The 22320-nt window shown below is 56.7% G+C and carries 22 protein-coding genes and 1 riboswitch; of the genes, 9 read left to right on the top strand and 13 right to left on the bottom strand.

The window, feature by feature from the left end; genetic code table 11:
• The first annotated feature begins 58 nt into the window (after positions 1–58).
• Positions 59–204: riboswitch (molybdenum cofactor riboswitch) on the top strand.
• The 7 genes from moaA (at position 192) to O3S68_RS09925 (ending at position 4434) form a co-directional block, all read left to right on the top strand.
• Positions 192–1181, top strand: a complete 990-nt coding sequence (gene moaA / locus O3S68_RS09955; protein WP_020457100.1) for a GTP 3',8-cyclase MoaA — start codon at positions 192–194, stop codon at positions 1179–1181. It overlaps the preceding riboswitch by 13 nt.
• 17 nt (positions 1182–1198) lie before the next feature.
• Positions 1199–1711 carry a molybdenum cofactor biosynthesis protein B gene (gene moaB / locus O3S68_RS09950; protein ID WP_045514033.1) on the top strand — a complete coding sequence of 171 codons (513 nt, stop codon included), beginning with the start codon at positions 1199–1201 and terminating at the stop codon, positions 1709–1711.
• A 3-nt stretch (positions 1712–1714) separates the two neighbouring features.
• On the top strand, positions 1715–2200 hold the full coding sequence (moaC, locus tag O3S68_RS09945; protein WP_269231413.1) for a cyclic pyranopterin monophosphate synthase MoaC: 486 nt from the start codon (positions 1715–1717) through the stop codon (positions 2198–2200).
• Positions 2193–2438 (top strand): molybdopterin synthase sulfur carrier subunit, encoded by a 246-nt coding sequence (gene moaD / locus O3S68_RS09940; RefSeq protein ID WP_269231412.1) that lies wholly within the window; start codon positions 2193–2195, stop codon positions 2436–2438. The genes moaC and moaD overlap by 8 nt, the downstream gene beginning before the upstream one ends.
• A 1-nt stretch (position 2439) precedes the next feature.
• Positions 2440–2892 (top strand): molybdopterin synthase catalytic subunit MoaE, encoded by a 453-nt coding sequence (gene moaE, locus O3S68_RS09935; RefSeq protein WP_020457103.1) that lies wholly within the window; start codon positions 2440–2442, stop codon positions 2890–2892.
• A gap of 57 nt (positions 2893–2949) precedes the next feature.
• A complete protein-coding gene (locus O3S68_RS09930) occupies positions 2950–3657 on the top strand; it encodes a Bax inhibitor-1/YccA family protein (RefSeq protein WP_269231411.1) in 708 nt (235 codons plus the stop codon).
• Between the two features lie 75 nt (positions 3658–3732).
• The gene (locus tag O3S68_RS09925; protein ID WP_269231410.1) at positions 3733–4434 is read left to right on the top strand and encodes a Bax inhibitor-1 family protein; all 702 of its coding nucleotides are present in this window, start codon (positions 3733–3735) and stop codon (positions 4432–4434) included.
• 4 nt (positions 4435–4438) lie between these two features.
• Here the strand turns inward: O3S68_RS09925 and O3S68_RS09920 are convergent, their stop codons facing one another.
• The 3 genes from O3S68_RS09920 to O3S68_RS09910 are packed head-to-tail and all read right to left on the bottom strand — an operon-like array spanning position 4439 to position 7406.
• Positions 4439–5407 (bottom strand): lysylphosphatidylglycerol synthase domain-containing protein, encoded by a 969-nt coding sequence (locus O3S68_RS09920; RefSeq protein WP_045514047.1) that lies wholly within the window; start codon positions 5405–5407, stop codon positions 4439–4441.
• Positions 5404–6648 carry a cardiolipin synthase ClsB gene (gene clsB / locus O3S68_RS09915; protein WP_020457106.1) on the bottom strand — a complete coding sequence of 415 codons (1245 nt, stop codon included), beginning with the start codon at positions 6646–6648 and terminating at the stop codon, positions 5404–5406. The genes O3S68_RS09920 and clsB overlap by 4 nt, the downstream gene beginning before the upstream one ends.
• Entirely contained in the window at positions 6645–7406 is a 762-nt protein-coding gene (locus O3S68_RS09910) for an endonuclease/exonuclease/phosphatase family protein (protein WP_020457107.1), read from the bottom strand. The genes clsB and O3S68_RS09910 overlap by 4 nt, the downstream gene beginning before the upstream one ends.
• 132 nt (positions 7407–7538) lie before the next feature.
• On the opposite strand from O3S68_RS09910, the gene O3S68_RS09905 reads away from it, so the two are divergent.
• Complete coding sequence (locus O3S68_RS09905; protein WP_269231409.1) at positions 7539–7976, top strand: YbhQ family protein; 438 nt, start codon at positions 7539–7541, stop codon at positions 7974–7976.
• 52 nt (positions 7977–8028) lie between these two features.
• Here O3S68_RS09905 and O3S68_RS09900 read toward each other — a convergent pair whose 3' ends face one another.
• From O3S68_RS09900 to cecR, 5 genes are read right to left on the bottom strand one after another with little or no spacing between them, the layout of a single operon-like run.
• A complete protein-coding gene (locus O3S68_RS09900; protein ID WP_269231408.1) occupies positions 8029–9135 on the bottom strand; it encodes an ABC transporter permease in 1107 nt (368 codons plus the stop codon).
• A gap of 9 nt (positions 9136–9144) precedes the next feature.
• Positions 9145–10278 carry an ABC transporter permease gene (locus tag O3S68_RS09895; RefSeq protein WP_045514051.1) on the bottom strand — a complete coding sequence of 378 codons (1134 nt, stop codon included), beginning with the start codon at positions 10276–10278 and terminating at the stop codon, positions 9145–9147.
• On the bottom strand, positions 10268–12007 hold the full coding sequence (locus O3S68_RS09890; RefSeq protein WP_269231407.1) for an ATP-binding cassette domain-containing protein: 1740 nt from the start codon (positions 12005–12007) through the stop codon (positions 10268–10270). Before O3S68_RS09890 ends, O3S68_RS09895 begins: the two co-directional genes overlap by 11 nt.
• Complete coding sequence (gene hlyD / locus O3S68_RS09885; protein WP_160271521.1) at positions 12000–12995, bottom strand: secretion protein HlyD; 996 nt, start codon at positions 12993–12995, stop codon at positions 12000–12002. The genes O3S68_RS09890 and hlyD overlap by 8 nt, the downstream gene beginning before the upstream one ends.
• The gene (gene cecR / locus O3S68_RS09880) at positions 12995–13669 is read right to left on the bottom strand and encodes a transcriptional regulator CecR (RefSeq protein WP_269231406.1); all 675 of its coding nucleotides are present in this window, start codon (positions 13667–13669) and stop codon (positions 12995–12997) included. The genes hlyD and cecR overlap by 1 nt, the downstream gene beginning before the upstream one ends.
• Positions 13670–13904: 235 nt before the next feature.
• Between cecR and rhlE the strand changes: the two genes are divergently transcribed.
• The gene (gene rhlE / locus O3S68_RS09875; RefSeq protein WP_249882479.1) at positions 13905–15380 is read left to right on the top strand and encodes an ATP-dependent RNA helicase RhlE; all 1476 of its coding nucleotides are present in this window, start codon (positions 13905–13907) and stop codon (positions 15378–15380) included.
• Here rhlE and O3S68_RS09870 read toward each other — a convergent pair whose 3' ends face one another.
• From O3S68_RS09870 to licT, 5 genes are all read right to left on the bottom strand, one after another.
• On the bottom strand, positions 15381–16334 hold the full coding sequence (locus O3S68_RS09870; RefSeq protein ID WP_269231405.1) for an alpha/beta hydrolase: 954 nt from the start codon (positions 16332–16334) through the stop codon (positions 15381–15383).
• Positions 16335–16399: 65 nt separating this feature from the next.
• The gene (locus tag O3S68_RS09865; RefSeq protein ID WP_269231404.1) at positions 16400–17791 is read right to left on the bottom strand and encodes a glycoside hydrolase family 1 protein; all 1392 of its coding nucleotides are present in this window, start codon (positions 17789–17791) and stop codon (positions 16400–16402) included.
• A 9-nt stretch (positions 17792–17800) separates the two neighbouring features.
• Positions 17801–19273: a glycoside hydrolase family 1 protein gene (locus O3S68_RS09860; protein ID WP_269231403.1), complete on the bottom strand. Its 1473-nt coding sequence runs from the start codon at positions 19271–19273 to the stop codon at positions 17801–17803.
• Between the two features lie 11 nt (positions 19274–19284).
• Entirely contained in the window at positions 19285–21123 is a 1839-nt protein-coding gene (locus O3S68_RS09855) for a beta-glucoside-specific PTS transporter subunit IIABC (RefSeq protein ID WP_269231402.1), read from the bottom strand.
• Between the two features lie 159 nt (positions 21124–21282).
• Positions 21283–22122 (bottom strand): BglG family transcription antiterminator LicT, encoded by an 840-nt coding sequence (licT, locus tag O3S68_RS09850; RefSeq protein WP_020457119.1) that lies wholly within the window; start codon positions 22120–22122, stop codon positions 21283–21285.
• Positions 22123–22320 lie beyond the last annotated feature (198 nt).

Raw genomic sequence — 22320 nt, 5'->3', positions numbered from 1 at the left:
TCGTGATAGCGAAAGCCCGACGTTCGCGCTACTATCGCTTAAGCAATTTTAGCGTTACTGACAAAACATACACTCAAGCCTAAGCAACCTAACTCTCACGACATGGTGCTTTGGCCGTAGCAAAACCGAACGGTTCTGCTGCCAGGGTGCAGAAAGAAATGACTGCATCTCCCGTACTTGGAAAGGTGTACATGGCCTCACAACTTACCGATGCGTTCGCGCGTAAGTTCTATTACTTGCGTTTGTCGATCACCGATGTGTGCAATTTCCGTTGCACTTACTGTCTGCCCGACGGCTATAAGCCGAGCGGCGTCAACAATAATGGCTTCCTGAGCGTCGAAGAAATTCGCCGGGTGACGCGCGCGTTTAGCGCGATGGGCACGGAGAAAGTGCGCCTGACCGGCGGGGAGCCCTCCCTGCGCCGTGATTTTACCGACATCATTGCGGCGGTGCGTGAAAACAGCGCTATCCGACAAATCGCCGTCACTACCAATGGCTACCGCCTTGCACGTGACGCGGCCCAGTGGCGCGAGGCGGGGCTTACCGCCATCAACGTCAGCGTCGACAGTCTCGATGCGCGGCAATTTCACGCCATTACCGGGCAGGATAAATTCCGTCAGGTGATGGACGGTATCGATGCCGCCTTCAGCGCCGGGTTTGCTAAAGTCAAAGTCAACACCGTGCTGATGCGCGATGTGAACCATCATCAGCTCGACACCTTTCTGGCGTGGATAAAATCGCGTCCCATCCAGCTACGCTTTATTGAACTGATGGAAACCGGCGAGGGCAGCGAGCTTTTTCGCAACCACCATATATCCGGCATGGTGCTGCGCGATGAGCTACTTAAACGTGGCTGGATCCACCAGTTGCGCCAGCGCAGCGACGGCCCGGCACAGGTTTTCTGCCACCCGGATTACGAGGGGGAGATCGGCCTTATCATGCCGTATGAAAAAGATTTCTGCGCCAGTTGCAACCGTCTGCGCGTCTCCTCGACCGGTAAACTGCATCTGTGCCTGTTTGGCGATGGCGGCGTGAATCTGCGCGATCTGCTGCAAGACGATGCGCAGCAGGCGATGCTTGAACAGCGTATTGCGGTGGCGTTAACGCACAAAAAGCAGACGCACTTCCTGCATCAGGGCAATACAGGCATTACGCAAAACCTTTCATACATCGGCGGTTAAACCGCAAGGAGAATGACATGAGCCAGGTCAGCGCTGAGTTTATCCCGGTCAGGCTAGCTATTTTGACGGTCTCCAGCCGTCGCGGTGAAGAAGACGATACATCCGGTCACTGGCTGCGCGACGCCGCGCATGAAGCCGGTCATCAACTGGTCGATAAAGCCATCGTCAAAGAGAACCGTTACGCCATTCGCGCCCAGGTTTCCGCGTGGATCGCAAGCGATGATGTGCAAGTCGTGTTGATCACCGGCGGCACCGGTTTGACGGAAGGCGACCAGGTGCCGGAAGCGTTATTGCCGCTGTTCGACCGCGAAGTCGAAGGGTTTGGCGAAGTGTTCCGCATGCTCTCGTTTGAAGAGATTGGCACCGCCACGCTGCAATCCCGCGCTGTCGCCGGTATAGCGAATAAGACGTTGATTTTTGCCATGCCCGGTTCGACCAAAGCCTGCCGCACCGCATGGGACAATATTATTGCGCCGCAGCTGGATGCGCGTACGCGCCCGTGTAATTTCTATCCCCATCTTAAGAAATAAGTTATGTCACAACTGACCCATATTAACGCCGACGGCGAAGCGCATATGGTGGATGTCTCCGCCAAAGCGGAAACCGTCCGTGAAGCGCGCGCTGAAGCGTTTGTCACCATGCTGCCGCAAACGCTGGCGATGATCGTCGACGGTAGCCACCATAAAGGCGATGTCTTTGCCACTGCGCGTATCGCCGGGATCCAGGCGGCGAAACGCACCTGGGAGCTGATCCCCCTGTGCCACCCGCTATTGTTGAGCAAAGTCGAAGTGCAGTTGCAGGCCGAGCCGGAACATAATCGCGTACGTATCGAAGCCGTATGCCGCCTGAGCGGCAAAACCGGTGTGGAGATGGAAGCGCTGACCGCCGCTTCGGTGGCCGCGTTAACTATTTACGATATGTGCAAAGCGGTACAAAAAGATATGGTGATTGGCCCGGTGCGCCTGCTGGCGAAAAGCGGCGGCAAATCGGGTGATTTCAGGGCGGATAGCAATGAATAAAGTCCTTTTTTTCGCGCAGGTGCGCGAACTGGTCGGCTGCGACAGCACCACCATTGAAACGTCTTTTAGCTCTGTGGAAGCGCTGCGCCAGCATCTGGCTGCGCAGGGCGAGCGCTGGGCGCTGGCGCTGGAAGAGGGCAAATTGCTGGCGGCGGTGAATCAGACGCTGGTCAGTTTTGACCATCCGTTGCAAAGCGGCGATGAAGTCGCTTTCTTCCCGCCGGTCACCGGGGGCTGAAATGAGCGAAACGCGAATTTGCGTCGATCATGCGACGTTCAGCGTCGGCGATGAATACGCCTGGCTGGCGGCATGCGATGAAGACGGCGCGGTAGTGACGTTTACCGGTAAAGTGCGCAATCACAATTTAGGTGACAGCGTCAGTGCGTTAACGCTGGAGCACTATCCGGGTATGACGGAAAAATCGCTGGCGGAGATCGTTGATGAAGCGCGCAGCCGTTGGCCGCTCGGGCGTGTCACCGTATATCACCGTGTGGGCGAATTGTGGCCGGGCGACGAAATTGTCTTTGTTGGTGTGGCCAGCGCGCACCGCAGCAGCGCGTTTGACGCCGGGCAATTCATTATGGATTACCTGAAAACCCGCGCGCCGTTCTGGAAACGAGAGGCGACGCCGGAAGGCGATCGCTGGGTGGAAGCCCGCGACAGCGACCAGCAGGCGGCGAAACGTTGGTAATCCGTTGAGCAGGGATGTGTTAACCTTAAAAGGCTAACCCATCAATCTGGAGTGATTATGGACCGTTTCCCTCGTTCTGATTCAATTGTTCAGCACAGCCGTACCGGCTTACAAACGTATATGGCGCAGGTATATGGCTGGATGACCTGCGGCCTGCTGCTGACGGCGTTTGTCGCCTGGTACGCCGCGCGCAGCGAAGCTGTCAGAGCTCTTATCTTTTCCAGCCAGATAACCTTCTTTGGCCTGGTGATTGCGCAACTGGCGGTGGTGTTTGTGCTCTCCGGGCTGATTCATAAGCTGAGCGCCGGGCTGGCAACCACGCTGTTTATGCTCTATTCGGCGCTAACCGGGCTAACGATTTCCAGTATTTTGCTGGTCTACACCGCGCAATCTATTGCCGCCACCTTTGTCGTCACCGCCGGGATGTTTGGCGCGATGAGCCTGTATGGTTACACCACCAAACGCGATCTCAGCGGCCTCGGCAGCATGCTGTTTATGGGGCTGATTGGTATTCTGCTGGCCTCACTGGTCAACTTCTGGCTGAAAAGTGAAGCGCTGATGTGGGCAGTAACTTATATCGGGGTGGTTATTTTCGTTGGTCTGACCGCCTACGACACGCAGAAGCTGAAAAATATCGGTCAGCAAATCGATGTTCGCGACGCGTCGCAGCTGCGTAAATCCTCCATTCTCGGCGCGCTGACGCTGTACCTCGACTTCATCAACCTGTTCCTGATGCTGTTGCGTATTTTCGGCAACCGCCGTTAATATCCCGCTTCACGATCCCGGCATTTGCCGGGATTTTTTTGCCTTGCGGACAGCCGCTATTCAGGGAGGAACCCGGTGAAACCCTTTGGCTGGATCCAGCCTGCACAGGTCGCGCCTGCAGAGCTGATGGTCAATATTTGCTTATGGCTGGCGGCAGGAATGGCGCTGAGTATCGCCACGGCCTGGCTGGTGCTGGATGTCATGGCGATCCGCGCGTTTACCGAACACAGCGCGATTATTGTGCTGCTGGTGATCCTCTGGTTTGTCGCCGCCCTGGTGCTCAACGTTCTTTTTGACCGCTTCAATACCTGGCTGGCGTTAGCCGGTCTGGCGCTGATGAGTATCCTCTCGGGCTTGTTGCTCGCCAGCCTGTTTCCGCTCGCCGGGATTATCGTCCATCTGGCGATTACCGGCGGCATGTATCTGCTTGGCGCAGCGATTGCCCATTTTGCCGGTTCATCCCTGCGCGGCAGCGGTTACTACTGGCTGATGGCGCTGGCGGGTCTGTTGCTGGCGATAGCCGTAAACAGCCTGCGTCACAGCGGTCTGTTACTGTGGTTCGGTAGCATAATGGCGGTGCTGTTCTTTAGCGCCGTGAGCGCATACAAAAGCAAGTCCATCGCCGTAAGCGCCTGTGAGCTCTACGCCCGCGAATTTACCACCGTGCAGAGCAGTGCGATCCGTGGCGCACTGGCTATCTGGCTTGGGGTCATCACCGCGTTTTTCAGAACGCTGGAACTGCTGTCGTATCTCTTACCTGGCACCAGCTCGCGCTAAAAACTTACTGCTGCGCCATCGCTTTTTCGTTTTTCGCCCGCAGCTTTTTCGCCCGGCTCTCCAGTAACAGGTAGCAAACCAGCGCCAGCAGCAGCGGCAGGAAGTAGTAAAGTACGCGGTAGGCGAGCAGGGCGGCGATAATCATGCCTTGTGAAACGTGCTCGCTGGCGAGCAGGGCGATGAACACCGCTTCGAGCACGCCGATCCCCGCCGGAATATGCACAATCACACCTGCGATACTGCTGACCAGCAACACGCCAAGCACGAAGAAGAAATCGGCCTGCATGCCCATCAACAGCCAGATAATAGCCCCCATGGCAATCCAGTTGGCGCTGGAAATAGCCAACTGCGCAACGGCAAATTTCCACGATGGCAGCACCAGCTTGTGGCCTTTAATCGTCAGATGACGGCGTTTGGCGAATGCGCAGCCCCACAGGTAAACCGCGATCACCAGCAGCAACACCACGCCGACAATGCGTAACGTCGTGTCGTCGATATACCAGTGCGCCGGGATCTGCACCACGCCGAAGGTAAATATCACCCCGCCGAGCAAAATGTAGCCCAGCCAGTTGGTGGTAATACTCAGTGAGAAAATGCGGGTAATCGTGCTCCCCGGCAGGCCAAGACGTGAGTAAAGCCGGTAGCGCATACCGATGCCGCCCACCCACGTGCTGAGCGTCAGGTTAAAGGCATAACAGATAAACGACACCAGCATCACCTGGCGTTTTGCCAGCTTGTGCCCGCAGTAAGCACGGCCGAGCAAATCATAGCAGCCGTATAGCAGGTAGCTGATTACCACCAGTGCGACGGCGCTCAGCAGCGCGGTGCGGTTATAGTCGCGAATGACTTTCCAGACATCATCCCAGTTCACTTTTTGTGCATACAGCACCAGCAGTACCACAACAGCAATAAAGAACAGGACCGTGAGTACTCTTTTCGCCAGCCGCCAGCGCGGATGTGAGCGTGATGTCATGGTTTCACCCCTGAGTGCTGCGCTTCAGTCCGATCCTGGGTTTCGATTTCGGGCTGAACGGGCGGCTCCACCTCGGCCAGCCTTGGCGTATGCGCCGGTAGCCAGCCGACCATCGCCGGGAAGTGGCGTAAAAAGTGGAACACCACCACGCTTTTTCCGAGGTTCCACCACGTTCGTTTCGGCGCCATGGACTCATTTACCCGCACGCAGTCGTTATTAATCAGCCCCTGCAAATTGTCGCGTAGCGTCTGGTTAAACACGCGGTCATGAATAATCAGATTGGCTTCAAGGTTGAGCGACAGGCTCAGCGGATCAAGATTGCTGGAGCCGATAGTGGCCCAGTGATCGTCCATCAGCGCCACTTTGCCATGCAGCGGGCGGCGGCGATATTCATACACCTGGACACCACCTTTCAGCAGATAGTTATAAAGCAGCTCCGCACCAACTTTCACAATCGGCATATCTGGTTCACCCTGCACAATCAGTTTTACGCTGACACCACGCCGGGCGGCGCTGCGCATGGCGTGCAACAACCGGTAGCCGGGGAAGAAGTAGGCGTTGGCGATGATCACTTCACGGCGCGCATTCGCCAGCATTTTCAGGTAGTGGCGTTCAATGTCGTCGCGGTGATCATCATTATCGCGCCAGACAAACAGCGCCTGCGCTTCGCCGGGTTTGCGGTTCTCCTCCGGGCGATGGCGGCGTTTGCGCCACCAGCGTTTGACCGGTGCGTTATCCGGCAGGTTCTCCAGTTCAAATTGCAAAATATCCAGCACCACCGGGCCTTCAACCCGCACGGCGTAATCCTGCTTCGCTTCCGGGCCGTAGCTGGTGACGTGCTCTGCCGAGTAGTTAATGCCGCCAACAAACGCCACAGTGTTATCGATTACCACGATTTTGCGGTGCATGCGGCGAAATAGATTGGTGCGCATGCCGAACAGCCGTGGGCCGGGATCGTAGTAACGGAAAATTACCCCCGCCGAGGTCAGCGCACTGACAAACGGTTCGCTCAGATCCGGCGAACCGTAGCCGTCCAGCAGCACTTCAATGCTGATCCCACGCTGGGCAGCACGCAGCAGCACCTGCTGCAACTGACGTCCAACATCGTCTTCAAACCAGATAAAGGTTTCCAGAATAACGCGCTGTTTTGCATGATCGATGGCGTCAAACAGCGCGGGGTAATAGTTATCCCCGTTTTCCAGCAACTGAATGCGATTACCTTCCCGCCAGCTACATTTCATAGATGGATCTCCGCGCTCAGTGGGGCATGATCGGACAAATGACGCCAGTTACGCAGCGGCAACGCGGTCGGTGCGCTGGCGTTCGCGTTTTTCACATAAATACGATCGAGGCGCAGCAGCGGCAGGCTCACCGGAAACGTGCGGGCAGGGCGTCCATGCGCGCGGGTGAAGATCTCCTCCAGCCCGGCCTGCGTTTTTAACGGGTGATTGGCTTTTTGCCGCCAATCGTTAAAGTCGCCAGCGACCACCACCGGTTCGTTTTCCGGCAGCCCATTGACCCACTCCGCCAGCATGGTCAGTTGTGCCTGGCGGTGCGCTTCCCGTAGCCCGAGGTGGACACAAATCACATGCAACGCATGACCCAGATCCGGCGGCATAATGCGGCAGTAGAGCAGGCCGCGCTTTTCGCTGCCGTCAACGGAGACGTCGCGATTTTCATAATGCTCAATCGGAAAGCGGGAGAGCACCGCATTGCCATGATGTCCTTCCGGGTAAACCGCATTGCGCCCGTAGGCGTAATCGCTCCACATGGTATCGGCAAGGAATTCGTAATGGGTGGTGTCCGGCCAGTTTTCCACATGCAACGGGTGAACTTCATGCGCGCCCATCACCTCTTGCAGGCAGACGATGTCGGCGCTAACGGTACGCACCGCGTCGCGCAGCTCGGGCAAAATAAAGCGGCGGTTAAACGCGGTGAAGCCTTTATGGGTATTGATGGTGAGCACTTTTAATGAAAAATTTCGCGCGTGTTGGGTCATAACTCTCCTGCCAGCGTCACTCTCCTCGTGAAAATAAATTGTAGTCCCTGTCACAAAAAAGGGCGGGGTTACGGAATTTTCCGTAAATACGAGTACGCTTCATACAGATAAAAATCCTCCAGGAGAGAAACCATGAAGTGGCAACAACGTGTTCGTGTCGCGACTGGCCTGAGTTGCTGGCAGATTATGTTGCACGTACTGATTGTAACGCTGCTGGTGATGGGCTGGATGAGCGGCACGCTGGTGCGTGTTGGCTTAGGGCTTTGCGTGCTGTATGGCATCTCCGTGCTGCTGATGCTGTTTCTCCAGCGCCACCATGAAGCGCGCTGGCGCGAGTTCGGCGATGTGCTGGAGGAGCTGACCACCACCTGGTATTTTGGCGCGTCGCTGATTGTTATCTGGCTGCTCTCCCGCGTATTGCAAAATAACTATTTGCTGGCGGTTGTCGGGCTGGCGATCCTCGCGGGACCGGCGGTGGTGTCGCTGCTGACCAAAGAGAGAAAACTTCCCGCTAAATCTTTCGGCCTGCATCAACGCGGTAACGCAGCCAACCCTCACGATCACCGCTAAGCAGTCAAACAGACGGGCAAGCAAACCTGCCCGTACATAAGCTGAAAACCCGTCACATGATTTTGCGCCTGAACAGCGCATACGCCGCTGAACCGGTGGTCGCCGCAATCACCAGCAGCGGCCACAAACTCTGCCAGACAATGGTAAAGCTGGCGTCCTTCAGGTAAATCTGCTTGGTAATATCGGTAAAGTGGCGGATTGGATTCGCCCAGGTGAGATCCTGCAACCAGACCGGCATATTCTCCACCGGCGACACATAACCGGAGAGCAAAATCGCCGGCATCATAAAGACAAACACGCCAATAAACGCCTGCTGCTGGGTTGAACAGAGCGACGAAATCAGCAAGCCAAAACCCACCAGCGACAAGCCATACACCAGCATGGTGAAATAGAACAGCAGCAGCGAACCGGCGAAGGGGATTTTATACGCCAGAATACCCACGCCGAGCACAATCGTTGCCTGGAACGTGGCGACAATCAGCGCGGGCACCGCTTTACCGACAAAGATTTGCCACGTTGCCAGCGGTGAAACCAGCAACTGATCGAGCGTGCCTTGCTCGCGTTCACGCGCCACCGACAGCGAGGTAACAATCATCACGCCGATGGTGGTAATCATCGCAATCAGCGACGGTACCACAAACCATTTGTAATCAAGATTCGGGTTATACCAGTTGCGTACCACCAGTTCGCTGTTGTTCGGTTTTTCCCGCCCGCTGAGCAGCTCCTGTTGATACGCTTTGACGATCTGCTGCAAATAATTGGCGGCGATTTGCGCGCTGTTCGAGTTACGCCCATCCAGAATCAACTGCATCGGCGCGGTAACGCCGCTGTCGAGAGTGCGCGAGAAATCCGCCGGGAAGCGCACCAGCAACAGCGCTTTTTGCGTGTCAATGGTGGGGCGAATTTCTTGCGGGCTGTTCAGCAGTAACACATGGGTAAAGGCTTTCGCGCGGGCAAAACGCTGGGTCAGTTCGACGGCGTGTTTGCCGTTATCTTCGTTATAGATGGCGATGGTGGCGTTGGTCACTTCCAGCGTGGCGGCGAAAGGAAACAGCAGCACCTGAATCAGCACCGGCAGGATCAAAATGGCGCGGGTTTGCGGCTCGCGCAGCAGCGATTGCAACTCTTTGCGGATAAGCGTCAGTAAACGGTAAAACATGGCTTTTCCTTAATCCAGTCTGCGTTTGGTTTTCAGCCACGTCAGGCCAATAAACATCACCGCCGAGGCGATTAAAAACAGCACATTCACCAGCAGCACCACCGGGATATTGCCCGCCAGAAACAGGCTTTGCAGGGTGCTGACAAAGTAGCGAGCCGGAATAATGTACGTCACCACGCGGATAATCGCGGGCATGCTGTCTATCTGGAAAATAAAACCGGACAGCATAATCGACGGTAAAAACGCGGCGTTAAGCGCCACCTGCGCGGCGTTAAATTGATTGCGTGTGACGGTAGAAATCAACAGCCCCATGCCTAAGGTGCTGAGCAAAAACAGGCTGGTAATCAAAAAGAGGATCAGCAGCGAGCCGCGATACGGCACGCCGAGAATAAATACCGACACCAGCATGCACAGCCCCATCGCCAGCATGCCAAGAAAGTAATAGGGAATGAGTTTGCACAGCAGCAGTTCCGCGCGGGTGATTTCGGTGGAGAGCAGCGCTTCCATGGTGCCACGCTCCCACTCGCGTGCCACCACCAGCGAGGTGAGGATAGCGCCAATCACCGTCATGATAATGGTCACCGCACCAGGGATAATGAAATGCTGGCTGATAGCCGCCGGGTTAAACCAGTAGCGCGTTTGCACATCGATCAAAGGCTTAAAGGTCTGCCCGCTGTCTTCCGCGCGTTGCTGCTGCCAGAGTTGCCAGATGCCTTCGACATACCCCTGCACAAAGTTAGCGGTGTTCGGTTCGCTGCCATCGGTTATCACCTGCACCGGCGCGCTGTCGCCAGGGCGCGCCATTTGCGCGGCGAAGTTCACCGGGATCACCACCAGCCCGCGAATGCGCCCGGCCTGCATCATCTGAATCAGCTGCTGGCGGTTATCGCTGATGGTGGCATCAATATAGGGCGAACCGGTCAGCGTATGGGTAAAATCGAGCGCCTCTTCGCTGTGCTGTTCAAGCAGTACGCCTACGCGCAGTTTGCTGGAATCGAGGTTAATACCGTAACCGAAAATAAACAGCAGCAGCAGCGGGATCACCACCGCAATCAGCCAGCTACTCGGGTCACGCACTATCTGGCGCGTCTCTTTGACGCATAACGCGCGTACGCGTCGCCAGGAGAGGGCTTTAACGCTCATCGTGGTGCTCCTTATCCCAGTTATGGATAAGCGTAATAAACGCGTGTTCCATTGTCGGATCCGGGTGATCCGCATCGGCGGTTTGCGCCTTCAGCGCATCCGGCGTGCCGCTGGCAATTAACTTCCCGCGGTAGACCAGCCCAATGCGATCGCAATACTCCGCTTCATCCATAAAGTGGGTGGTCACCATTACGGTGACGCCTTTTTCCACCATACTGTTGATATGCAGCCAGAACTCGCGCCGCGTCAGCGGATCGACACCGGAGGTGGGTTCATCCAGAAACAGAATGTCCGGCTCATGCATCAGCGAGCAGGCCAGTGCCAGCCGCTGCTTAAAGCCGAGCGGCAGTTCATCGGTGGCATGACTGGCGATACTTTTCAGCCCGAAAGCCTCGCTCATGCGGTCGATTTTCTCGTTCTGCGCCCGCCCGCGCAGGCCGTAGACGCCGGAAAAGAAGCGCAGGTTTTGTTCGACCGTCAGGTTGCCGTACAGGGAGAACTTCTGCGCCATATACCCCAGATGCTGGCGCGCTTTGCCGGAGCTGACTTTCAGATCCATATTCAGCACCAGCGCCTGGCCATCCGTCGGCACCAGCAAACCGCACATCATTTTGAAGGTAGTGGATTTCCCCGCGCCGTTCGGGCCGAGCAGGCCAAAAATCTCCCCGCGTTTGACGGCGAAATTGACATTATCGGTGGCGGCGAAATCGCCAAACTTTTTGGTCAGCGATTTGGCTTCAATTACCGTCTCTTCCGCGCTGCCTTCCACCGTATGCAGAATCGCCCCCAGTGGCGATTCGGAAGTGCCCGCACCGCCAAGCAGGTCGATAAAAGCATCTTCAAAGCGCGGCGCGGTCTCCTCGATCTCCATAGCGGGCATCTTTTCTGCCTGCCGCAGATCCTCGGGCTGCGCCCCTTTTTTCAGGATCATACGCACCGAGCGGCCCTGGATCATGCCGTCGCTGACCTGCGGCTGCCGCAGGATACGCCGCAGCAGACGGCGGTTGTTCTCCTCTGAACTGGTGACGAGGAAGCTGCGCCCGGCCATGGTTTGCGTCAGTGCTTTCGGTTCGCCCTGATACAGCAGTTCGCCTTCGTTCACCAGCAACACATCGCGGCACTGCTCGGCTTCATCAAGGTAGGAGGTGCTCCAGAGGATCAGCATGCCGTCGCCGGCCAGTTCATGCACCATCTGCCACAGTTCGCGACGGGAAATCGGATCGACACCGACACCCGGCTCATCCAGCAACAGCACTTTCGGTTCGCCGACCAGCGTACAGGCCAGCCCCAGCTTCTGTTTCATGCCGCCGGAGAGTTTCCCGGCCAGCCGCCCGGTAAACGGGGCGAGGGCGGTGAACTCCAGCAGCCGCGCAAACGTCTGACGGCGCTGCTCGCCGGTAACGCTGCGCAAATCGGCATACAGATTGAGGTTTTCCATGACCGTCAAATCTTCATACAGGCCAAACTTCTGCGGCATATAGCCGAGCATGGCATGCAGTTCGCTGTCATTGGCGATGGGGTCGAGGCCCATGACGCGCGCGCTGCCCTCATCCGGGCGCATCAGCCCGGCAAGGATGCGCATCAGCGTGGTTTTCCCGGCGCCATCCGGCCCGACAAGGCCGGTGACATATCCCGCTTTGATCTCACAATCCAGCCGCGCGACGGCGGGTTTTTCCATTCCGGCAAAGCGCTTTACTAACCCGCGCAGATGGATAGCCGCGTCATTCATGGCGCGCCTCGCCGCTAAAGCGCAGCGTAACAGGCATCCCCTGGCGCAGGCTGTCATCGGCATCGGTCACAATAATGCGCAGGCGATAGACCAGATCGGTACGCAAATCCGGGGTTTCGACGGTTTTTGGCGTGAATTCGGCGGTGGGCGAAACAAAGCCAATTTTTCCGTGATAAGGCTTATCCGGGCGGCCATCGGTATACAGCAAAACCTCTTGCCCCGGCTGTGCCTGGTGCAAATTGCGTTCACCCACATAGGCGCGAACCCATACCGGGCGGGTCAGGGAGAGGGTTAATACAGTGCTTCCGGCGCTGAGCATGCTGCCGGGTTCGACAGCGCGCGTCAGTACCGTGCCGTTACTCGGCGCGATAAGCGTGGTGTCATGCAGATCCAGTTGCGCCTGCGCCAGCGCGGCTTCGGCTTGTTCCAGGCTGGCTTTTGCCTGGGCGATTTCCTGCGGGCGATTACCGGCGCGGTACTGGCTCAGTTTATCTTGTGCCGATTTCAGCGTTGCCTGGGCCTGATCCCGTGAGGAGCGGGCATTTTCCAGGTCGTTTGCCGAAATCGCCCGGCTTTTCATCAGTCCCTGCTGGCGCTGAAAGAAGTTCTGCGCGTAATCATATGCCGCTTGTGCCTGACGCACGGCGGCGACGGCCTGGGCTATCTCTTCATCACGGTAACCGGCAGTCGCCAGCGAGTATTTTGCCTGTGCCGTTGCGACATTGGCTTGTGCCTGCAACAGCGCGTTTTCATAGGGTGCTTTATCTATTTCGCCAAGTGTTTGCCCGGCGCTTATCGCATCCCCTTCATCCACGTTCAGCGCAGAGAGCCGCCCGCCAACGCGGAAACTTAAATTCACCGTGCGGATGTCGACATTCCCGTACAGGGTGAGCGTGTGGTCTTGTTTGCTTTGATACCACATCCAGCCGCCGCCCAGCGCGGCCAGTACCACCACAACTATCACTACCACGACGATGGGTTTTTTCATCACGTTGAACTCCTGTTCGTTAATCCTTGCAAGATAAGATCGATATGACAGGTGATGACCTGATAAATCTGTGTCGCTTTCTCTTCATCAAACTGCGTCCATCCGGCGCGCAGCAAAATGGTTTCCCGCCCGAGGCGAAAGGCGAGGATCTGGCCGATAAGCGCATGGGTATGAATAATGGTTTGCGTATCTTTGGCGTCGCGCCCGGTGTAGGCGGCGAGCAGTGCCGTAAAGTGGCTGTGCAGCGGCGCAATCACCTGGTCATGCACCAACTGGTAAGCGCGCGTCGGCGAGAGCTGTTCGCGGGAGATAAATTTGCTCAGGTTGAGCGTCTCGTCATGAGTGAGCAGCACAATCATGTTTTTACAGGCGCGGTGGATAAGCTCGCGAATGGCGGCTTTATCCGGCGCGGGCTGGGCGAACAGCTCTTCGGCGGCCTGCACATGCGGGCGAAAATTGTCGCTGATAAAATCGGCGATCCACTGCGCACAGGCGAGATATAAATCCTCTTTTGAGCCAAAATAGTAAGTGATCGCGGCGATGTTCTGCCCGGCTTGTGCGGCGATATCCCGCGTGGTGGCATGCAAGCCATATTCACCAAACTGTGCCAGCGCGGCGGCAATCAGCTGGTTTCGGGCCTGTTCGCCCCGGCTGGTGGTCGGTGTTGTATGCATGGCGGTGATGAAAGTTAATCAATCGATTGATTAACTTTATGGCTAAATTGTAGGCTTGTCCAGTTAGCGGTGCGTTAATATCACGCATTCCGTACCCGGAGGGATATTTTATGCGTGTGATCACAAAAGCTGATACACTCCGCCCCTTCATGACATTGTGGTTTTTGTCATCAGCCAAATTATTATCTCCTCGAAAACTACACCTGTTCACAGGTCGGGGCGGTGTGGAGTTGTTATGTCTTTTGATGCCCTTGGCCTGAACCCGGAAATCCTGCGCGCTGTTGCCGAGCAGGGTTATCTTCAGCCGACCCCTATTCAGCAGCAGGCTATCCCGGCGGTGCTGCAAGGCCGCGATCTGATGGCGAGCGCCCAGACCGGCACCGGTAAAACTGCCGGTTTTACGCTGCCGCTGTTGCAACGCCTGATTCAAAACGAGCCGCACGCCAAAGGCCGTCGCCCGATCCGGGCGCTGATCTTAACGCCAACCCGTGAGCTGGCGGCGCAGGTGGGTGAAAACGTTCAGGAGTACAGCAAATACCTGAATATCCGCTCGCTGGTGGTATTCGGCGGCGTGAGCATTAACCCGCAGATGATGAAGCTGCGCGGCGGCGTTGACATCCTGGTGGCGACACCGGGGCGTCTGCTGGATCTGGAACACCAGAACGCGCTGAAACTCGATAGCGTGGAAATTCTGGTGCTCGACGAAGCCGACCGCATGCTGGATATGGGCTTTATTCACGATATTCGCCGCGTGCTGGCAAAACTGCCGCCGAAGCGTCAGAACCTGCTGTTCTCCGCGACCTTCTCTGATGAGATCAAACAGCTGGCAGAAAAGCTGCTGCGTAATCCGCTGGAAATCGAAGTGGCGCGCCGTAACACCGCATCTGAGCAGGTGACGCAGCATGTGCATTTCGTCGATAAAAAACGCAAACGGGAACTGCTGTCGCAGATGATTGGCGAGGGCAACTGGCAGCAGGTGCTGGTCTTCACCCGCACGAAACACGGCGCTAACCACCTGGCGGAGCAGCTTAATAAAGACGGCATCACCAGCGCGGCGATCCACGGCAATAAGAGCCAGGGGGCGCGTACGCGTGCGCTGGCGGATTTCAAATCTGGCGACATTCGTGTGCTGGTGGCGACCGACATCGCGGCGCGTGGGCTCGACATTGAAGAGTTGCCGCATGTGGTGAACTACGAACTGCCGAACGTGCCGGAAGATTACGTGCACCGTATTGGCCGTACCGGCCGGGCAGCGGCGACCGGCGAAGCGCTGTCACTGGTATGCGTGGACGAACATAAATTGCTGCGCGATATCGAACGCCTGCTGAAAAAAGAGATCCCGCGCATTGCGCTGGCAGGCTATGAGCCGGATCCGTCGATCAAAGCCGAGCCGATTCAGAATGGTCGCGGCCAGGGCGGCGGTCGTCAGGGCAGTGGACGCGGGCAGGGCGGCGGTGGCCGTGGTCAGTCTGCGCCGCGCCGCAGTGAAGGCGAAGGACAAAAACCGCGCTCCCCGCGCCGCGCCGAAGGTGGCGCTGCGAAGCAGGAGGGGGGACGCCGTGCTGAAGGCGGCGCGAAGCCGACCGGTGGTCGTCGTCTGGATGGCGGAGCCGCTAAACCGGCAGGTGGACGCCGTCTTGATGGCGGTGCGGCGCCGGCGGGCAACCCGTCTCGCCGTCGTCGCCCGCGTAAGCCTTCTGCCGCCGAGTAATTAGCTGTTAAAACGCGCCAGCCAGTTCTGGCGCGTCTCTCTGGCCCGCTGTGCGATGCTCGCCTGCGGGTCGGAATTAAAACCGTGATACGCCCCCGGCCAGACATTCAACTCCACCTCGACTCCCGCACGTATTAACCGCTGCGCATACGTCATATCTTCATCAAGAAACAGATCCAGCGTGCCAACGCCTATCCAGGTCGGCGGTAGCCCTGCCAGGTCATCGGCGCGCGCCGGAGCGGCATACGGCGATACCTCAACGCTCCCGGGTTCACAGCCAAGCAGCGCACGCCAGCCAAACGCATTGTTTTCCCGCGTCCAGATAAATTCGCCCGTCACCGGGTTTCGTTCCGTCTCCACCACCGTACGATCATCGAGCATCGGGAACATCAGGTTCTGAAACGCCAGTTGCGGCCCTTTGCGATCGCGCGCCAGCAGCGCCAGAGCGGCGGCAACACCCGCGCCGGCGCTGTCGCCCATCAGGCCGATATTGTTGGCATCGATGCCTAATTGCGCCGCGTTTTCCGCCATCCACACCAGCGCGGCATAGCAGTCATTAAGCGAACCGGGAAAGCGGTGCTCCGGTGACAAGCGGTAATCGACAGAGACGACAACGCAGTCATGCCGCGCGGCTGTCGGGCGGGTGAGCGACAAAGATTGTTCGGGGCTGCCAAACAGATGACCGCCGCCGTGCAGATGCAAAATCCCCATCCGGTTGGTGCGACGTATCGTTGGCGTGATCACGCGCACGCGCACGGCGGGTTCACCGTGGGCACCCGCAATGTGCTGTTCGTGCATCGCCAGTGAAAGCCCATCATCAAGATGCATGGCCTGCAGCGCGGCTTGCTGGCGCTGCTCGCGTATGGCGGGAAGGGCGTCGGCGTTCAGCGTGGAAGGTGTCCAGGATTGCAGGGCGGGGCGAAGCTCGGGGTCAACCAGATGCCATGTACTCATGCGTAAACCTTTATCGTCAACAGGCCAAAATAAGAGAAGCGCCGCAGCGCTTCCCGGTTTTAACCTTACAGCACTTCGCCATTGCTGGCGATAACCTGTTGATACCAGGCAAAACTCTTCTTCTTACTGCGCGTGAGCGTACCGCGGCCGTCGTTGTCCTTGTCGACATAGATAAAGCCGTAGCGTTTTTTCATCTCACCCGTCCCGGCGCTGACAATGTCGATTGGCCCCCACCACGTGTAGCCCATAATGTCGCAGCCATCGTCAATCGCTTCCGCCATGGCCTGGATATGGCGACGGCCATAATCAATGCGGGCGTCATCGTTAATTTGCCCGCTGGCGTCCGGTTCATCCATGCCGCCATAACCGTTTTCAACAACGAACAGTGGCTTACGGTAGCGATCCGCCAGCTCGTTACAAACGATGCGAAAACCTTGCGGGTCAATCGGCCAGCCCCATTCGGTTTTCTCCAGATATGGGTTGTCCAGCCCGGCCGTGCCGCCGGTATAAATGCGGAACTGGCCGCCTGCCTGGTGCAGCACGCTGCGGTAGTAGCTAAAGCCGAGGTAGTCCGAAGGGTACTCTGCCAGCAGTTGCAGGTCGCCATCGGCTATCTCCAGCTTGACGCCCAGTTCGCGGAACAGACGCGGCGCATACGCCGGGTATTGCCCGAGCATCATCACATCCGAGAAGAACAGCGAACGGCGGCGTAACTGCATGGTCGAGAAGATGTCTTGCGGGTTGCTGGTTGCCGGGTAGACGGTGCTCAGCGACAACATGCAGCCGATTTTCGCCTCAGGGATGATCTCGTGGCACAACTTGTTGGCCAGCGCGTTAGCGACAAACTGGTGATGATTGGCCTGCCAGATCGCCTGCGCACCGGCATCGGCATCCACCGCGCCGGTGGCGAACGGCATGCGGTTCATGTTGTTCAGCTCGTTGAAGGTCATCCAGTATTTGACCTTGCCTTTGTAGCGGCGAAATACCGTTTCGCAGTAGCGGCTAAAAAAGTCAATCAACTGGCGGTTTTTCCAGCCGCCATACTCCTGATACAGCGCCAGCGGCGTTTCGTAGTGCGAGAGGGTGATAACCGGCTCAATGCCATACTTTCGCAGCTCATCGAACAGCGAATCATAAAATGCTAAACCGGCTTCGTTGGGTGTGGTTTCATCGCCGCGCGGGAAAATGCGCGACCAGGCAATCGAGGTGCGAAAGCACGTAAAACCCATCTCGGCGAACAGCGCCACGTCCTCTTTGTAGCGGTGGTAAAAGTCCACCGCGTCGTGGCTGGCATAGTAAAGGTTGGGGTCAATCACCGCATCGTGTTTGCCGGAGGCGATACCGCCGCGTACCACATCGGCGATGGACGGCCCTTTGCCGTCTTCATTCCACGCCCCTTCCGCCTGGTTGGCGGCAATCGCGCCGCCCCATAAGAAACCTTTTGGAAAAACAGACATATCTACTCCTTAATCGGCTAAGTCTTCGCCGTTCGAGGCGATCAGTTTTTTATACCAGTGGTAGCTTTTCTTCAGCGAACGCGCCTGCGTGCCGTTGCCCATATCGTCCTGGTCGACATAGATAAAGCCGTAGCGTTTGGAGATTTGTGCCGTGCCTGCGCTGACCACATCAATGGGTCCCCACCAGGTGTAACCGAACAGAGCCACGCCATCGGCGATGGCCTCTTTCATCTGCTCAACGTGCTGTCGCAGATAATCGATGCGGTAATCGTCATCGATGGAACCATCCGGGTTGACGGTGTCCACCGCGCCGAGGCCGTTTTCGGCAATGAACAGCGGCTTCTGGTAACGGTCATAGAGCTGATTGAGTGCCAGGCGCAGCCCTTTCGGATCGATTTGCCAGCCCCACTGACTGGTGGGCAGATAGGGGTTGCGGATGCCGCCGGTGACCAGGTTGCCTTCTGTGCCTTCCAGCGTTTCCGGGTGTGCGCTGACGGTGCTCGACATGTAGTAACTAAAGGAGACGAAATCGACCGGGTGCTGGCGCAGGATCTCGTCATCGCCGACCACTTTTTGCAGCGTCACGCCTTTTTCGGCCAGCATGCGGTCGGTGTAGGCAGGGTAATAACCGTGCGCCTGCACATCGCTAAAGAACAGCGATACGCGCTGCATCTCTTCGCACGCCTGCAAATCATCCGGATGGCAGGTGTGCGGGTAGAGCATCTGGTAGCTGATCATGCAGCCGACCTGCGAGCCGGGAATTATGCTGTGGCAGGCTTTGGTCGCAAGGGCACTGGCGACAAACTGGTGATGCGCGCCCTGGTATTTATCTTGCTCCAGATGCGGGTTGTCCTCTTCGATCACCCCCACGCTGACATACGGGTGATGTTTCACGCAGTTGATCTCGTTAAACGTCATCCAGTACTTCACTTTCTTGCGATAGCGGGTGAATACCGTGGTGGCGAAACGCACATAGAAATCCACCAGTTGGCGGTTCGGCCAGCCGCCGTAATCGGTCACCAGCGCCAGCGGCATTTCATAGTGCGAGAGGGAAACAATCGGCTCGATGCCGTGCGCCAGCAGCGTGTCGAACACCTCATCGTAAAATTTCAGTCCCGCTTCGTTGGGCGTGGTTTCATCGCCGCGCGGGAAGATGCGCGTCCATGCGATCGACATGCGGAAGCATTTAAAACCCATGCCGGCAAACAGCGCGATATCTTCTTTAAAACGGTGGTAAAAGTCGTTGCCCTTGCGCTTCGGATAATATTTTTTGCTGTGCGGATCCTGTGCTTCCCGTATTTGCGCGTGCGTCATGCCCAGCCACTGATCGAGCCAGCGCTCACGCGGCGTGTTGCTATCAAAAGTGTAAACATCCGACACGGAAAGCCCTTTGCCGCCTACATTCCACGCGCCTTCCAGTTGGTTAGCAGCGGTTGCGCCACCCCATAAAAACCCTTCCGGAAATGCTTTCGAAAATGCCATGCCTCTGCTCCTTACGCCGCGCTTGCGGTCAGTGTGAGAAATGCGTCCCGGCTGGCGACATCGCCATTGGCTTTTACCGGGCTGATATCGCCGTATTGTTCGCTATTAGTGACCACCACAATCACGCTGGGATCGATGCCTGCGGCCTGCAATGCCGCCAGATCGAAGCTCACCAGCAAATCACCGACCTCCACGTTTTGCCCGGCAGTTATGTGGCTGGTGAAGTGTTTACCGCCGAGTTTCACCGTATCGATGCCGATATGGATCAGGATCTCCGCCCCGGTATCGCTTTGCAGCGCCAGCGCGTGATGGGTTTCAAACAGGGATTCCACCGTGCCGTTGACCGGAGAACGCAGCTCGCCGCTGGTGGGATAGATGGCGATCCCTTTACCGAAAATTTCATCAGCAAACACCGGGTCGCTTAAGCTATTAAGCGGTTTTAACTCGCCGCTGACCGGCGCGAAGAGTTTCTCTTCGCTGCGCGCAACCGGCATCGGGCTGACGCCTGCCACCACGGTTTCTTCAAAACCAAGCATAACGGTAACAACTGCCGCGCAGACAAAAGAGATAGCGATGCTGACCAGCGCCCACATAAACGTCGGGCCAACCAGCGCCGGCAGGCCGGGCAAACCGCTCAGCGCGAAGGCGTAGGTTTTGACGCCCATCGCCATTGCAAAACCGCCGCCGCAGGCGCCACCAATAAGCGCGGCGGCAAACGGGCGTTTGTAGCGAATGTTGATGCCGTACATCGCCGGTTCGGTAATGCCCATCACGGCGCTGAAACTGGTACTTAACGCCAGTGATTTCAGCTTCTTATCGCGGGCGCGCAGGAACACGCCAAATGCCGCGCCCGCCTGGCCGAGGTTGGCCACATAGAAAAGAATTTTGAACGGGTCGAAGCCCATGGTGCTGATGTTGTTGATCATGATAGGCACCAGCACGTAGTGCATACCGGTGATGATGATCATCGACAGCGTGCCGCCAACCACCACGCCTGCTACGATCCCGGCGTTTTCCACCAGCCAGATAATGCCGCTGGAGAGTGCGTTCCCGGCGAAAATCCCCAACGGGCCGATGGCGATCAAGGTGATGGGTGTGACGATAACCAGGCTGAGCAACGGCACGAACATGGTTTTCAGCACGCCGGGCATGATGCGATCTATCAGCTTTTCCACCCGGCTAAGCAGCCAGACGGCGAGCAGAATTGGGATCACCGTTGAGGCGTAATTCACCGTCGGCACCGGCAGGCTCATAAAATGGACTGGCGCGCCAGATTTAAACAGTGTCTGAATCGCCGGGTGGAAGAGGGCGGCAGCCAGCGCAACCGCCACGTAAGGATTCGCGCCAAATTTACTCGCCGCGCTGAAGGCCAGCGCCAGCGGCATGAAGTAGAACACGCCATCGCTGATGGCGAGCAGGATTTGGTATGTCTGATTACTGGTTTCCAGCCAGTGCATTGCCACCATCAATGCCAGCACACCTTTCAGAATACCGGCCCCGGCAATCGCCGGAATGATCGGTGAAAAGATGCTGGATAACCCCTCCAGCACCACCGACACCGGGTTGCGGCGTTTTCCGGATTGTGCTGCGCTGGTGGCGGAAACCCCCGGTAATTTCGCCAGCAAGGCATCGCACAGCGGTGCGACATCGTTGCCGATGATGAGTTGATATTGATCGCCGGAAATGTTTACGCCAATCACGCCATCCAGCGCTTCCAGCGCGGCGCGATCGGCTTTGTCGTTATCTTTCAGTAAGAAACGCAAACGGGTGATGCAGTGAAACAGTGACAGAATATTGCCCTTGCCGCCGATCCTGTTGATTATCTGCTGCGCGGTATCCTGATAGTTCATGGTCATTCCTCCAGACTGACACCTGCGTGGCAGGTGCCATAACAATTACCGGTACTCACCGGCGCTTTGTTCTTCTGGGGTTTGCCTGATTTAACAGTAACAAGCCTGGAAAGAATTCATACTCGTCATACTTCGGGTCGCAGGCGCGACCTTGTTACCTTACGACTCTGTCCGCTGTACCACATTTTCGATATGCACGGTCAGGTAGAGTTTTTCCGAATTGCTCATCGTGTGGTGATAATTTTTGCCGACAAATTCGTTAATCGCGTCAACGCATTTCAGGGTGGTTTGATAACGACGCTGCACCATAGCGAATAACTCTTCGTCGTCATTATTTAACACCACACCATCAATTACCCGTTGGGCGAAAAATTTTAAATGGGTAATGAAACGCTGATAATTCAAACTGTGTTCGTCGAGCGGCAGGGTGAAAAAGTATTTAACGATATTCTGTAACTGATAAATAAGCCGTGTAATTTTTGTGGTTTTACCCATCGTATCGTTCAGCCCGGCATTCACAATATGCAGCGCAATACTACAGGCTTCACTGTCGGGTAATAGTGTGCCGGTACGCGCGACAATCATGCCAAGCGCCTGGCGGCCAATGGCATACTCTTCAGTATAAAAATGGCGCACTTCCCACTCTAACGGATTAGGCAAAACTTCATTTTTTTCTGTGCGTTGTAGCGCAAAGTGCAGGTGATCGGCCAGCGTAACGTACAGGCCTTCACTTAATTTATGCGCAAGCGCAGATCGTGCCAGCGCAACAATATCGGCGGTGAGTTGCACTATTTCCACCGGCACTTCGCTGACCAGATCTTTAAAACGTGCGGAGACTTGTGAGTCCTGCAAATGGAATATTTTTTCGATGGCTTGCGCATCGACGCGGGCACCGCTTTGGGTATTAAACCCTAAGCCGCGCCCGGTCAGAATAACCTCAAGGCCATGCTCATCAATGGCGCTGACAACGTTATTATTTAATATTTGTTTGACCAGCATCGCCAACTCCTGCAAACAAAAACGGGCAAAACGTAAATACAGCAGCGAGCGGATGTCGCCCTCATTCTCTGCATTTAGGTTTTGCCCGATATTCGGTAACAAGCGTAATGCAGGTAAAAACTAGCATTGCCTGAATAAATGATCAACGCGACCTCAACGGCAATGGTGATTGGATCTGCCAATTTGTGATCGGCGTTG

It is taken from the genome of Kosakonia sp. SOY2, from assembly GCF_027109175.1.
GTDB lineage: Bacteria > Pseudomonadota > Gammaproteobacteria > Enterobacterales > Enterobacteriaceae > Kosakonia.
Note: the sequence above shows the minus strand (reverse complement) of the source record. Positions and strands in the feature narration are given on the sequence as shown.

Coding starts and splice junctions, on each gene's coding strand:
- moaC (WP_269231413.1), top strand. CDS start 1,715: ATGTCACAACTGACCCATATTAACGCCGACGGCGAAGCGCATATGGTG.
- moaD (WP_269231412.1), top strand. CDS start 2,193: ATGAATAAAGTCCTTTTTTTCGCGCAGGTGCGCGAACTGGTCGGCTGC.
- O3S68_RS09895 (WP_045514051.1), bottom strand. CDS start 10,278: ATGAGCGTTAAAGCCCTCTCCTGGCGACGCGTACGCGCGTTATGCGTC.
- O3S68_RS09930 (WP_269231411.1), top strand. CDS start 2,950: ATGGACCGTTTCCCTCGTTCTGATTCAATTGTTCAGCACAGCCGTACC.
- O3S68_RS09905 (WP_269231409.1), top strand. CDS start 7,539: ATGAAGTGGCAACAACGTGTTCGTGTCGCGACTGGCCTGAGTTGCTGG.
- clsB (WP_020457106.1), bottom strand. CDS start 6,648: ATGAAATGTAGCTGGCGGGAAGGTAATCGCATTCAGTTGCTGGAAAAC.
- O3S68_RS09860 (WP_269231403.1), bottom strand. CDS start 19,273: ATGGCATTTTCGAAAGCATTTCCGGAAGGGTTTTTATGGGGTGGCGCA.
- O3S68_RS09920 (WP_045514047.1), bottom strand. CDS start 5,407: ATGACATCACGCTCACATCCGCGCTGGCGGCTGGCGAAAAGAGTACTC.
- O3S68_RS09865 (WP_269231404.1), bottom strand. CDS start 17,791: ATGTCTGTTTTTCCAAAAGGTTTCTTATGGGGCGGCGCGATTGCCGCC.
- O3S68_RS09910 (WP_020457107.1), bottom strand. CDS start 7,406: ATGACCCAACACGCGCGAAATTTTTCATTAAAAGTGCTCACCATCAAT.
- rhlE (WP_249882479.1), top strand. CDS start 13,905: ATGTCTTTTGATGCCCTTGGCCTGAACCCGGAAATCCTGCGCGCTGTT.
- O3S68_RS09870 (WP_269231405.1), bottom strand. CDS start 16,334: ATGAGTACATGGCATCTGGTTGACCCCGAGCTTCGCCCCGCCCTGCAA.
- moaE (WP_020457103.1), top strand. CDS start 2,440: ATGAGCGAAACGCGAATTTGCGTCGATCATGCGACGTTCAGCGTCGGC.
- moaA (WP_020457100.1), top strand. CDS start 192: ATGGCCTCACAACTTACCGATGCGTTCGCGCGTAAGTTCTATTACTTG.
- O3S68_RS09890 (WP_269231407.1), bottom strand. CDS start 12,007: ATGAATGACGCGGCTATCCATCTGCGCGGGTTAGTAAAGCGCTTTGCC.
- hlyD (WP_160271521.1), bottom strand. CDS start 12,995: ATGAAAAAACCCATCGTCGTGGTAGTGATAGTTGTGGTGGTACTGGCC.
- O3S68_RS09900 (WP_269231408.1), bottom strand. CDS start 9,135: ATGTTTTACCGTTTACTGACGCTTATCCGCAAAGAGTTGCAATCGCTG.
- licT (WP_020457119.1), bottom strand. CDS start 22,122: ATGCTGGTCAAACAAATATTAAATAATAACGTTGTCAGCGCCATTGAT.
- O3S68_RS09855 (WP_269231402.1), bottom strand. CDS start 21,123: ATGAACTATCAGGATACCGCGCAGCAGATAATCAACAGGATCGGCGGC.
- moaB (WP_045514033.1), top strand. CDS start 1,199: ATGAGCCAGGTCAGCGCTGAGTTTATCCCGGTCAGGCTAGCTATTTTG.
- cecR (WP_269231406.1), bottom strand. CDS start 13,669: ATGCATACAACACCGACCACCAGCCGGGGCGAACAGGCCCGAAACCAG.